The following is a 13,487-nucleotide window of genomic DNA, read 5'->3' as shown; positions in this document are numbered from 1 at the left end:
CGTTACTACAAACGATCCGGAAACGACTGAAGTCGTTACTACAAACTTGGACTATCTCCCCATTCCCCCCATCCTCCCCATCGCCCTCTACACTAAAGGAGGGGTAAAACAAATCAATTTGACATGGCTCGCTCAAAACTTCAAAAACTGGCCTCTTATATGCGTCCCCACTGGCGGAATGCCTTGGTGGGGGTGGTGGCCCTATTTATCGTCAATGCTTTGGGGGTGTACATTCCCCTGCTGATTCGCAATGCAGTGGATGAACTCGGAGTCACTTTTAGCTTCGATCGCATTCTGTATTTTGTGGGAATCATCCTCCTCCTAGCCTCCCTAATGTGGGTAATTCGCGTCGTCTCCCGGATGTTTCTGTTTGGGGTGGGACGTCAGGTGGAGTTTGACCTCAAGCAAGGCATTTTTCAGCACGTCCTGAGCCTGGAACCGGCCTATTTTGCCCTGAACCCACCGGGAGATTTGATTAACCGCGCCACCTCGGATGTGGATAATATCCGGCGTCTGCTGGGATTTGCGGTGTTGAGTGTGGTGAATACAATTTTTGCTTATGGATTGACCCTGCCGGTGATGTTGGCGATTAATGTCAGGTTGAGCCTGTTGGCTGTGGCGGTCTATCCGTTTATGCTGATCATTGTGCAGTTATTTAGCGATCGCCTCCGCACTCAGCAGTTGGAAGTCCAAGAGCAACTCTCGGGACTCAGTGACTTGATTCAAGAGGATATGAGCGGGATTTCCTTGATTAAAATCTACGCTCAGGAAGAAAACGAACGCCTTGCTTTCCGCCAACTCAATCAACAATATTTACGAGCCAATCTCAAATTAGCCCAAACCCGAAGTTTTCTGTTTCCGGTATTGGGGGGATTAGCCAGTTTAAGCTTACTGGTTTTACTGACCTTTGGTGCCGGGGCGATCGCTGATGGAGTAATTTCCGTGGGGGATTTCATCGCCCTGTTATTGTATGTCGAACGCCTGGTGTTTCCCACCGCCCTCCTCGGATTTACCATTACAGCGTATCAACGGGGAGAAGTGAGTCTCGATCGCATCGAGTCTATTTTTGAAGCGAAACCGAAAATCCAAGATACACCAGAGGCAACGACACTCACAGAACCCGCTCAAGGTCATCTGAGGGCCAATCACCTCACCTACAGCTATCCCGAGGCTCAAAACCCCGCCCTGAATGCTTTGAGCTTTGAGATTACCCCCGGTGAGACGGTGGCGATCGTGGGTCCCATTGGTTCCGGAAAATCCACCCTCGCCAATGCCATCCCCCGCTTACTGGATATTGGTTCTGGACAACTCTATCTCGATGGCAAAGATATCACCACTCTCAAATTAGAAACCCTGCGGGGGAATATCGCTTACGTTCCCCAGGAAAGCTTTTTGTTTAGCACATCCATCCGGAACAATATCCGCTATGGGAAACCCCTTGCTGAGGACCCGGAAATCATCGAAACCGCTAAACAAGCCCAAATTCACCCGGAAATCCTCAATTTTCCGCAACAGTACGAGACGATGGTGGGGGAACGGGGGATTACCCTTTCTGGAGGACAGCGCCAGCGCATGGCCCTCGCTAGAGCCCTGCTGATGGATGCGCCGGTGCTGATTTTAGATGATGCTCTCTCTAGTGTGGATAATCAAACCGCAACGGATATTCTCCAAAATTTGTCCTCGGGGACGCAGCGCAAAACGGTGTTGTTTATTTCGCACCAAATGTCTGCTGCTGCCTCTGCCGATCGCATTTTTGTCATGGATCGTGGGGCGATCGTCCAAGTCGGCACTCACACTCAATTAGTCGAACAACCGGGTTTGTATCAGCAACTCTGGAATCAACAAAAGCTAGAGGCACTCTTGCACTAAGCTGGGAAAGCGGTGACAATAAAGCCTCTAGATCCGCATCTTGAAGCGTGACTCTAGCCCGTTGTGCTTCTGATTTCTCTCGGGGATAGGTGTTCTGATTCCCCTTTAGTCCAGATTCTCTAGCACCTGAGTCTGGATATTCTTGGCAGTTCTTTTGGAATGAATTAACATGGAAACGGAAAAATTTATCACCATTGATGACGAAACCATTTCACTGCGGCAAGCCCTCGGGTATCTGCGGACCAGTGGCGATTTGCAACAGTTTATTATGAAGATTCTGCGCCAGCACGTCATCGAACAAGAGTTGCAAAGCCAAGCTGATTTGGAAATTGATGGTTCCCTCTTAGAACAGGCGATTATTAACTTTCGCCTCCAAAATCAACTGGTGCAATCGGACCGCTTTGACCAATGGTTACAAAGTCAAAGCCTAACTTATACGACGTTTCGCAATCAGTTCGCCGCTGGGTTAAAAATTGAGGAAATCAAAACCAAAGTCACTGCTGAACAACTAGAAGACTATTTTCAGAAAAATCAGCAAGCCTTTGAGCAGGTTGTTCTCTCGCGAATTGTGGTAGAACAATATGATAAAGCGGTGGAACTGAAAGCTCAAATTGAACAAGCAGGGGCGAGTTTTGAAGTGTTAGCCAAAGAGCATTCTATTGCGGGTGAAAAAGCTTATAATGGCATGATGGGAGCGATTCTGGTCAGTCAACTTCCCCCGGCGATTCGCGATGCGATTTCCTCCGCTCAACCGGGAGATATTGTCGGTCCACTGGAATTGGAAGGTCGCTACAGCTTATTGCGCCTAGAACAACGAATTCCCGCTACCTTAGAAGGACAACTCAAACGTCAGCTTCAAGAGCAATTGTTTGAGCAGTGGTGGCAAACCAAACTGCAAAATAAAAACGTCAAATTGCAGGTTGAATAATCTAAAACTATAGACGCGAAATTTCGCGTCTATTTTGGCTGTTTTACCCTAATGAGTAGTGCAATCAATCGGCGTGGTAATGCACCTTATTTTGGGGCGATCGCCCTTTATCCAAACCGGCGATCGCCTTTTAATTAGCTGTCCCGATTAAAAGACGTAAACTCTACCATTCTCATCGAAATACAGCTCGCGATCGATTCGTTCTCCTGGATTAGCAGGGCGGACAGTAACCGTGACATTATTATTTCTTACGTTGGAATCTATATCAAAATGCAACAGAACCTGACCATAACCTTCGATAGGTGGATTGATTGGAACGTTCAAATTCCGCTCGCGATCGCTTTGAGCGTTGGGGTTAATGGTATAATCGCCCAACACTACCCGTCCTCCAGCGCCGATGCGTTGAATTGGGCTATTTCGCGCACTATATTCCAGGGGAATTCCGGTATTATTGATGACAGTCAGACTCACGGGACGGTTGACATTGACTGTGGCTAGGGGTTGCCAATATCCTGGCTCTTGTGATCCAGTAGGGCTGGGTTGAGAAACCCCCAGCATCGGGCTCATTAACAAAGTGGCTAGGACGGTTGCTGTTACAACAATTTGGCGCTTCATAAGGTTTTGGCGGTATTGACCAAGTGGGGAGTGGGTTTAGAACTGGTTCTTGAGAGTGGATGGCGATCGCGATTCCGATAACAATGAGGTACCGATGGAGGAATAAAACCTGAAGATCCTACCCTTTTCAGAAGGTCTCGGGTTTAATTCAAACGCGATCGCTATAAACCCTAAAGAGGCTGATTCATCGAAAGATGAGAGGGGTAGCTCCCCTCTTTAATAATTACTATAAACTGCTTTTGTCTGTTTGTCAGTAGTCAAAAGGACAAAATATCGCCTAAATTGTCTCAATTACTTAACAATCTTTATCAAAAATTACTTGACAAAATCAATAAAATCTGCATGGATTTGTAATTTTACTTAACCCAACGCCTAGGGGGTCAGTATAGTAAAGGTTAGAAACCGGGTTTCTTAACCTAATCTGTTGCTAATTACCAACATTTGGATTAAGAAACCCGGTTTCTTGTCCTAGGGAATTAATCCTATATCCACCTGCTCCTTAACGCCAATCTTCCCAAGTATTGTTGAAAATTGACGTATTGGGAAAGGCAATGGGATTGCCACTATCTACCAGGCGAGTTTGTAACGCTTCTAACTGGGGTTCCCGTTGCGGAAGATTGTCCACCAACTGATAGGGGAGGATGCCTTTTTCTAGGGAGAAATCGGCGGTTACCCCGGCTGCTACGCCAGAGGACCATTCAAAGGAATGAACCCGATAGGCAGCGGCAGCAATATGGCTGGTGGCGATACTTTTCCCCGCAATTAATAGGTTATCAATCCGTTGGGGAATCAAGGCCCGGAGGGGAATTTGGAAGGGATAAGCGGTGCCCGCACCCCGACGTTCTCCCTCTAGTTCAGTGTTTCCGGGGGCTTCCGGGGGGGAGAGGGTCATGCAGGGATGAAAGTCGATCGCATAGTGGGCAATTCCCACAGAATCAGGGAAAATTGTAGAGCGCGATCGCGAGGGTCGTCCCTCCAAATTCGGTCTTTCACCGATCGCCTCTAAAGTTTGTAATCCCGAGAGAGATTCCCACAACCGGCGATACGCTTCCGGTTCCAAATTTGTTCGATAAAACTCGTCAGAATAATCCGTCCGCGAAATATCAATTTCCCACACGGTAAACCCATCAGGATGACCCCAACCGGGCCGTCCAATAATTCGCCGTCCCTCGCGCATATAAGGATATTTCGATAATCCATTGGCGGTTCCCATTGGCGAATCGAGTCCGGCAAGATAGCGATGATTCGGGTTAGGCTGTTTAACCCCATCTCCTAACTGAGAATCGGTCGTTCCTTGGACCAACCAATAGAAAAAGCCGATCGCGTGTTCTTCTCCCGCTTCCAGGGTTTCATTTCTTAATCCTCCCATCCATCCCCCCGGTTCCAGTTGCCCAGTGGATTCTAACTGCTGACGGGTATAGATTAAATTATCTTGCGCCGTTCCCGGTCGATAATCATTTCCCCAAGTCCAGTTTTGCATGGAGATATCCCCGGGATTAATCGGATATTCTCGGGGGTTAGAGGGGAGAGTTTTCTGATAGTTTTCGCTCCAGATCCGGCGGTAGGTATAAACTAAATTAAAATTCGCCAATCGTTCCAGTTCATAACTGTAATAAGGGGCGTAACGGTCGTAAAAATCCGGTTTAACGTGCTGTTGGGGTTCCTTGGTGGCCTGCATAGCAAAGGTATAGGTAAACCCTTGGGTACAGTAGGGATTGCCCTCTGCGCTGGAGGAAGAAGGTTCCAGGGGCGATCGCGGATCAACCCCGAGGCGATAAGGTATATCCGCTAACCCAATCAGTTCCCCGGTTTCCGTGGCATCGATCACATACCATTGGGCCGGTTGTGCGATAGTGTTGTTCGCATTTCGGGAATTGCGATCGCCGGTCATGGGAACAAACCGCACAATGGTTTTATGAAACCGGGCAGAATTTTCGTAGCGATAGGCATCTTCCAGGATTTGCGAGAGGGGTTCCGCATTCACCGGGGGCTGACCTGGGGCCGGTTCGATTTGAATGGCGACTGCACTTTGAATTTGTTCGCCCTCCTGAGTCGGGGAAATGTCCAACTCTTTAATCACCGTATTGGGGTACCATTTGAGAGTACCCTTGCCCCGTTTGGCTGCTCTTTCCAATTGGTCAAACAGCAGTTTATGGCCGTCATACGGCATAAAACAGGATTCACTCACCCAACATTGACCCGGGTTGAGGCGTCCATACTTGCGCCGGATACTCTCGCGAAATTCCAAGTATCCTTGGGGATAAAATAACTGTTGTCGTTGGGTGGGTCGTTCATCCAGGGCCGAAGTGCCTTGGGAGGAAATTTGACCCCCTACCCAGTCGGTAATATCCGTGATGCAAACCGTCCGACCGGCCAACAAGGATTCGTAGGCGCTGGCAGCCCCCGCTAATCCACCTCCGGCGACTAAAATTTCACAGGCGACTTCTTGATCGGGGGGGCGAGGGGGTGTGGCATCGGCTACGGAAGTTGCTAATGCCAGGGTGATTAAACTCACCACTAGACTGAAACAGGACCGAGTGGGGGAGATGCCTCGAAGGAGATGCCGGGGTAAAAGCTGCGATTGACGCTGCATAGGTATCGAATTGGGTAAGCTGGTAAACGGTTACTTTGAGAAAGGGGGGTCCGCAGTGTCTAAAACAGTAGTGTCTGTAACAGATGCTACTTTTCCTCCTTGTTCATGTTAGCTATACGGAGGTGAATTGGGGACTTCAGGTTGCAAAATTTGGCGATCGCCCTATTCTATTCAGTAGGATTCGTAGGGATTCACGGATTGAAGCTCTTTAAATCGATTGAACCTGTGGAAAACTTAGGACGTTATTAACCCATGCACGTTACCTCATCCAATTTACCGATGAAACCGATTGAGCCTCCAACGTTTGACAGTTCCTCTTCCTCAGCTCATCCCCCAAAGGAGAACCAAGCTCTGTTAGAGAGTATTGTTAATAACATCCCCGGGGCAATTTACCGATGTACCTATCAAGGAAACTGGAAAATAGCGTTCATTAGTAAAGGAATTGAACAAATTTCTGGCTATCCCGTCTCCCATTTTCTTCACCATCCCATCGCTCGATTTAAAATGCTTGTTCATCCCGACGACCAGGGAACGGCCCAACAGACGGTGGAAGCGGCGTTATTCTCTCAACAGCCTTATACTTTAGACTACCGTATTATCAAAGCCGATGGAACGATCGCCTGGGTCCGCGAAATCGGTCAAGGCATCTGCGATCGCCAGGGAAATCTCTGTGGATTAGATGGCACACTCTCTCCCTTGGGTGAAGTTAACTCTCCCCGTCTTGAGGAAACCCACCCAGAATTTCCCCCAGAAATTGCCCCCAAATTGACCATTTTAGAACAGATTAATGAAGGATTTTTAAACTTAAATTCTCAAGGTCAAGTCATTTATATCAACCCCCAAGGAGAAACCTTATTACAAACCACCCATCAGACCCTTTGTCAACCGACGGAAAACCCTGAACTCCCTCCAGATTTAGCTCAATTTTTTGCGGATTTGCAAACCGCTTTATCCGGTCCAAATCCTTGCCCTGTAGAAGCCTGTTATCCCTATCGCGAAACTTGGCTAGAGGTTCGCGCTCATCCTTATGACGCAGGCATATTAGTCTTTTTAAGTGATATTACCTCCCGCAAACAAGTTTTAAATTCCTTACGGCAACGGGAAAATCTCTATCGGACCTTTGTCAAAAATTTTCCCAATGGCGTGATCTTCTTATTTGACCGAGACTTGCGTCATACCTTGGCAGAAGGTCGGGATTTAGAGGCGATGAATTTAGCTAAAAAGGAGGTAGAAGGAAAAACCCTCCAAGAGGCATTTCCCTCGGAGATTTGCCACAGCCTGGAACCCTTGTATCGGGAGGTACTCGCCGGGGAAACTCGGGTGACTGAACTGACGTTTGGCAGTCGGATTTATTTAACCCAAATTCTTCCGATTAAAAATGATGCGGGAGAGGTTTTAGGGGGCATGGTCATGACTCAAAATATGACCGAATGCAAACTGGCTGAAGCCGAAAATGCGCGGTTAATTGCTTCGTTACAAAAAAGTGAAGCCCAAACGCGGGCAATGGCTTCTTTGCTGTCGGAAGCGGAAAAATTAGCTCATGTGGGATGCTGGGAATTTGAAATTGCCACGAACCGCATTATTTGTTCTGATGAAGTTTATCGGATGTTGGGATTAGATGTCAATGAAGCCTCACCAACCTATCCAGAATATTTGCAAAAAATTCACCCGGAAGACCGAGAGATTGCGGAACAAGTGATTGAACGGGCGATTCACGCGGGAGAATCCTATCAAGTGGAACAGCGGATTGTTCAATCTGATGGGTCAATTCGCTATATTTCGGCCAATGGGGAACCGATTTTTAATGAAGCGGGGAAAGTGGTGAAGGTGTTGGGGAGTCTGTTGGATATTACCGATCGCCATTTATCCCAGCAAGCTTTAGTGAAGTCGGAGGCCCAGTTAGAATTGCGGGCGCGGGAGTTAGAAGAAACTCTGTATGAACTGCAACGCACTCAAACTCAACTGATTCAAACTGAACGGATGTCTGGGTTGGGTCAGATGGTGGCGGGAATTGCCCATGAAGTGAACAATCCGGTCGGGTTTATTTATGGAAATATTGTTCATGCCACGTCCTATATTGACGATTTGGTAAATTTAGTTAATCTCTACCAAAAACATTACCCCGAACCGGACCCAGAAATTGTAGAGGAGATTGAGGAAATTGATTTAGAGTTTTTATTTGAGGATTTGCCGCGATTGTTACGTTCCATGAAAGTGGGGGCGGAACGCATTCGGGAAATCGTGCGATCGCTGCGGAACTTTTCCCGATTAGACGAAGCGGATAATAAACAGGTGAATATCCATGAAGGGATTGATAGCACCCTGTTAATTTTACAACATCATCTGCGAGGTCAAAGCCCGGATCATAACTCAAATAACGGGATTAATGTGATTAAAGAGTATGGAGATTTACCCCAGGTTAATTGTTACCCCAGTGAACTCAATCAAGTGTTTTTGAATCTCATTACCAATGCGATCGATGCTCTCAAATCCCAGGAACCCCCGCGCACAATCACCATTCGGACGGAAGCAGTGGTCCGTGAGCAGACCTCTTCTGAACAGCCTAGCCCTGACTGGATTATCATCCGCATTATCGATAATGGTCCGGGGATGACAGGGGAGATTCAACAACGAATGTTTGATCCGTTCTTTACCACCAAACCTGTGGGAATGGGCACGGGTTTGGGGTTATCGATTAGCTATCAAATTATTGTGGAACAACATAAAGGCAAGTTAAATTGTTCCTCGGAACGGGGAAAAGGAACGGAGTTAATTATTGAGTTGCCCGTGCATCAAGACTTTGAAGAACCGGCGTTGTTTGAATGAAGGTTCGGGAATCAAAAAATTAGGTCATGCTATTAGCGGTTCCTGGGTTCATGAGGTACAGATATTTATAGGAATAGGAGTGCGGTAAGCGAAGCTATGCCGAAGGCTTTGCTTCGCTTACCGCACTTCTCTCGCACTCCTGGGGAAATGCTCTATCAAAAATCAAGACATGAATTACAGCGGTTCTAGTTCTTTGAGCACTCGCAAAATGACCCAACAGATTAAGACACTGGCTAATCCGAGTTGCCATAATCCACAACCGATCAACAGTCCGAGGGCAGCCGCAACCCAAATGGCGGCTGCGGAGGTCAATCCCCGAACCCGATCGCGATCGCGTAAAATCGTTCCCCCTCCCAAAAAACTGATCCCAGTTACAATGCCTTGAATGATTCGACTAAAGGCATCGGTATTTTCTAATGCAACACCGAGTTGCACGGGCAACAATGCCAAGAGGCTTGTGCCAAAAGTAACCAGCATATAGGTTCTTAAACCGGCAGGTTTATGTTCCTTTTCACGATTGAATCCGATCACTGCGCCGACGAACAATGATAACCCGAGTCGCCCCAACAAGTGCAAGGTATCCACGGGAGCAAGGGTGCTAAGATTTGACACGGTAGAGTTGGCTCAATGGAGTCTGCATTCTTTACTCTACAAGGACGAGGGTCAAAATGCTATCGCGCCCTGATGGTGACCCGGACCAGAACCGGACAGGGATAAGTTTAATTAATAGCATATTTTTGAATGAATGAGCGGGTTAAACCCGGGGATAACAACGGGGCTTGAGTGTAACATCTCTCAATGGGTGGCCTTTTTATTCTATTTTTTGGACCCGGGTGCTTGCCATCGACCCGGCAGGTATTAAATTTATAAATATTAAAAAAATTTATAGTTAATCGAACTATGTCTTTAGATAGAGGTCACCCTAGGTTGGGTTATGGGAAAAAGATAAAAGAGAACAGTGAAAAAAACGAGATGGCTATGCCTAAATCGATGAATTCTCTCTCTGGCCCCTCCTCGAATGAAATTCTTTGTTATTATTTGAATTCTACCAGTGAGATTCAGGTAATTAAAAGTGACTGTCGAGAAACTTGGGAGTTTGAGCGTGTTGTATTTCCGGGACAACGGCTTTTTTTTGAAGCTTTTTCTACAGCCCATTTAGAAATTTACAAGGCGAAGAATTCAGGTTTACAGTTAGCGGCTCGGGTGAAATGCGATCGCTTGCAAGTTACGCAGGAGCGCAGCTCATCTTTCACAACGGTCTCAACATTCCTAGGGCAACAACTAGCAGCTTGTTAAGTTCCAACAACATTCAGGGTGATTTGTAGCAGTTTAAATACTGTTTATGGATGAATGATTGGATGATGCATGGGTGTTCAAAAGAGAGGAGAAGAAGCGATCGCTTTTTCTCCTCTCTTTTTTATACGAAATCCAGTTCTAATATGGAATCCGGTTCTCAAAGGTCTATAAAAACCCGCAGGCTCAAGCCTGGGGCTATACGGACGAAGCCCGCCTGCGCGGGCTAAAAGCGAAAACCGACTGTTAACAACCGGATTTGGTATAATATGGCTATAAAAGCTCGCACCCTTGAGGGTTCGGGTTTTTATAGACTTACTTCGAGGGTACAGTATGGGTTAGAAACCCAGTTTCTTGACAAAATTCTGGCGGATTCGGGTATGAAAAGTCGTTTTTATGGAATAGCCCGCGCAGGAGAGGCTCTGTCCGTATAGCCTCCGGGCTACAGCCTGTGGGTTTTTTATAGACCTTTGAGAACCGGATTCCGTATTAGGGGATTGCAAAATATAAATCATCCAAACGTTCAACTGAAAGGAAGATATCTGTAGGGGCGCAATGTGCAGGCCCTCCGGAGGGCCTGCATATTGCGCCCCTACTCCGTTGATCCATCACTACAAACGAACGTTTTGGAGATTTTATTTTTTGGAGTTCCCTAACTTAGGACTTCCGCAGATTTTGAGAACCCATCCAAACATTGATCGCCCCTTTTGGTGTAAAGTAAAGGCGATCGCAGTCAGGATCGAGAGGGCATCCGGGGCGAGGATTGAAGCTGGGATGCAAAATTTAGACGGTTGAGGGTGCGATCGCTACTACTCACAAAAGAGGCCGGACTATGAAGATTTTATCCCAGTCTTCCACCTTGAGAGTTGCATTTCAAGCCCAAATTGAATCAAAAATTCAAGGGCAAAGAGAGTTCCAACAAGACCGATTCGGAGAAAGTTTCTTAGGTCAACTTAGCTCTTTTTGTTGGGAAGTCAATCGCGTTAGTAAACAAGTCAAAGGCAGTCTCGGAGAAGGCGTGGTGTCCTTCCTCCTGCAATGGTTACCCGATTCTGATATTTTGTTTAACAATGCCTTAATTCCCACGCGCAAACCGGGTATTCTAACCGAAATTGACCATTTAATTATTGCCACCAATGGGGTATTTCTGGTGGAACTCAAAACCTGGAAAGGGTCATTTAGCGCCTACCAAGATCAATGGAAACGCCGGGAAGGAAAGCGGTGGGTTTCCCTCGACCCAAGTCCCAGTTCCCAAAGTGCCTATCATCAGCAAATGTTCGAGAGGTGGATTCGGAGCCTCCTCCCTAATTTACCGGCCAATTTTGTCACGGCACCTGTGGTTTTTCCCATCGCCGATTGGGTGGAAACCACTCAATGTAGCGTCCCGGTTTTGCATCGAGTCAGTGCCTTGCTCGATTTGTTGAAGGGGTCAGAACCCTGCCTCACAGCCCCACAAGTTGCAGCGATCGCCTCGGCTGTTGCCAATTATACAATTCCCCCACCGGAGCCCATCGCCCCCAAAGCTCCATTACCGAAACCGATGCCAAAACCCTCCCCACTCAAGGTTACCCATCCGGTCTCGCCTCGGACCTATACGATGCAAGAAAGTACCCAGGTTGCAGACCGGGCAACGGCGGATATTACCCACTGGTTGCAAAATTTGCCCCGGACTATTTCGATTCAAAATGTTGAAAATGACCCACACTATCGCGCTATTGATGTGGATTTACTGGTAACGACGGACAGGGGGGAATCTAAACTGGAAATTAAAGGCGATCGCTACCATAATACGGGCAATTTCTTTTTTGAAACTCACAGCAATCAGGAAAAAAATACCCCGGGCTGCTTTCTCTATACGCAAGCGGATTGGTTATGCTATTATTTTGTGGAAATCGGCCTGTTGTACTTGCTGCCGATGCCGCAGACCCGGGATTGGTTTTTGAACAACATGGAACGGTTTCAGTCCAAGTCAACCACGACTCCCATTAGAGCAGGCGGTTGTTACACCACCGTTGGACGGCTTGTGCCGATTGATGTGGTCCTCAAGGAAGTACCCGATGTCAAACGACATCAACTCAAAACCGTGAGGGAAGGGAATTCAAAATGGGAACACTGAAAGCTATCGGGGTTTCAAGATGCGATCGCAAATCCCCGGGGATAGGGGGGTTTCCAAGCAATCTGGCGTCACCACCAGCGATCGACCCTTCAGCATTCATGCAATGGGTGCCAGATCTCAGTTAAAACTGAGAGGCAGAGAATGTTTAGTTAGAGGGAGTCTGCTGTGGATCCGGATAAGCAACAACAGATCATCGGGTATTTCATCGAGGAAGCTCGGGAACACCTCGAAACCATCGAAAAAGGACTGTTAGAGTTACAGTCCACCATGAACGATCAAGAACAATTGAATGAACTGTTTCGCGCCGCACACTCAGTCAAAGGGGGTGCAGCGATGTTGGGCTTTGGGAGTATCCAAAAGACAGCCCACAGCTTAGAGGATTGTTTTAAGATTCTGAAAGAGAACCCAGTTCCCGTTGACCAAAAGTTGGAAACTTTATTTTTAAAAGGGTATGACACCCTGCAAAAATTACTGGAACGCCTCCAAGGGCCTTTTGGGTTGAGAGAAGAAGATGGGACAGAAATTGTCAAAGAGTCCCAGCCTGTGTTTGAGGAACTAAAAAAATATCTGGATGCCCTCGTTGATGGAGGGGATGAAGCGGATGTACAACAAGCCAGTCGTGATGTTGGGTTAGAGATTGCCAACCAAGTGATCAATCTGTTGCGACAAATGTTGATGCTCTTTAAGCAAAAGCCCGATGCAGACAACCGCAAACGGATCGAGACGTTGTGCAATCAACTGGCTGAAATGAGTCCTCAGATGCAGAATTGGCAAACTTTGGTGAAAACGGCTGCCGGGGCGATCGCCAATCCCCAAAACAGCTATGACTTAATTGCACCTGTGACGATTAAAGAACTCAAATATGCCAGCGATTTTATCGCGGTTGGCAAACCGGATACGATGCCCCCGAGTTCATTATTATTGGAATTGGCGGGTCAGTCCCCAACCCAAGGGGGGATCACTCTCAAAGAGAAGGAGTTTATTATTAACTCAGACCCCCAAGCAGCGGCGAAGAAACTGATCGAAACCTTTGATAAAAAACAGCTTACGGTTTTGACTAAGTTGTTAGTCAAAGCGGTGAAATCTTAAAGATTTCCAGACCCTTACCGGACGGAGAAGCCGGATAGAGTCCCTCTTGGAGGAATTGAACCATTCTATTAAGGGGATTGCAAAATATAAATCCTCCAAACGTTCAAAGGTATGTGTAGGGGCGCAATGCTTGCGCCCTCTTTTGGGCGCAAGCATTG

The 13,487-nt window shown here is 47.3% G+C and carries 9 protein-coding genes; 6 read left to right on the top strand and 3 right to left on the bottom strand.

Going from position 1 to position 13,487, the window contains the following annotated elements:
• Positions 1-123: 123 nt before the first annotated feature.
• Both NG833_RS12365 and NG833_RS12360 read left to right on the top strand, forming a co-directional pair.
• Positions 124-1,869, top strand: a complete 1,746-nt coding sequence (locus NG833_RS12365; protein ID WP_254565594.1) for an ABC transporter ATP-binding protein — start codon at positions 124-126, stop codon at positions 1,867-1,869.
• Positions 1,870-2,038: 169 nt separating this feature from the next.
• On the top strand, positions 2,039-2,797 hold the full coding sequence (locus NG833_RS12360) for a peptidyl-prolyl cis-trans isomerase (RefSeq protein WP_254565593.1): 759 nt from the start codon (positions 2,039-2,041) through the stop codon (positions 2,795-2,797).
• 147 nt (positions 2,798-2,944) lie between these two features.
• On the opposite strand, the gene NG833_RS12355 is transcribed toward NG833_RS12360, so the two are convergent.
• A complete protein-coding gene (locus tag NG833_RS12355; protein WP_254565592.1) occupies positions 2,945-3,412 on the bottom strand; it encodes a hypothetical protein in 468 nt (155 codons plus the stop codon).
• Between the two features lie 499 nt (positions 3,413-3,911).
• Complete coding sequence (locus NG833_RS12350; protein WP_254565591.1) at positions 3,912-6,005, bottom strand: FAD-dependent oxidoreductase; 2,094 nt, start codon at positions 6,003-6,005, stop codon at positions 3,912-3,914.
• A gap of 252 nt (positions 6,006-6,257) precedes the next feature.
• Between NG833_RS12350 and NG833_RS12345 the strand changes: the two genes are divergently transcribed.
• Positions 6,258-8,831 (top strand): PAS domain-containing protein, encoded by a 2,574-nt coding sequence (locus tag NG833_RS12345; protein ID WP_254565590.1) that lies wholly within the window; start codon positions 6,258-6,260, stop codon positions 8,829-8,831.
• Between the two features lie 174 nt (positions 8,832-9,005).
• On the opposite strand, the gene NG833_RS12340 is transcribed toward NG833_RS12345, so the two are convergent.
• The gene (locus tag NG833_RS12340; RefSeq protein WP_254565589.1) at positions 9,006-9,443 is read right to left on the bottom strand and encodes an MgtC/SapB family protein; all 438 of its coding nucleotides are present in this window, start codon (positions 9,441-9,443) and stop codon (positions 9,006-9,008) included.
• A gap of 288 nt (positions 9,444-9,731) precedes the next feature.
• Between NG833_RS12340 and NG833_RS12335 the strand changes: the two genes are divergently transcribed.
• The 3 genes from NG833_RS12335 (at position 9,732) to NG833_RS12325 (ending at position 13,329) form a co-directional block, all read left to right on the top strand.
• Positions 9,732-10,127 carry a DUF1830 domain-containing protein gene (locus tag NG833_RS12335; RefSeq protein WP_254565588.1) on the top strand — a complete coding sequence of 132 codons (396 nt, stop codon included), beginning with the start codon at positions 9,732-9,734 and terminating at the stop codon, positions 10,125-10,127.
• 829 nt (positions 10,128-10,956) lie between these two features.
• Complete coding sequence (locus NG833_RS12330; RefSeq protein ID WP_254565587.1) at positions 10,957-12,240, top strand: nuclease-related domain-containing protein; 1,284 nt, start codon at positions 10,957-10,959, stop codon at positions 12,238-12,240.
• 165 nt (positions 12,241-12,405) lie between these two features.
• Positions 12,406-13,329 (top strand): Hpt domain-containing protein, encoded by a 924-nt coding sequence (locus NG833_RS12325; RefSeq protein ID WP_254565586.1) that lies wholly within the window; start codon positions 12,406-12,408, stop codon positions 13,327-13,329.
• Positions 13,330-13,487 lie beyond the last annotated feature (158 nt).

The organism is Oscillatoria sp. HE19RPO (genome assembly GCF_024220515.1).
GTDB lineage: Bacteria > Cyanobacteriota > Cyanobacteriia > Cyanobacteriales > Laspinemataceae > Laspinema.
Note: the sequence above shows the minus strand (reverse complement) of the source record. Positions and strands in the feature narration are given on the sequence as shown.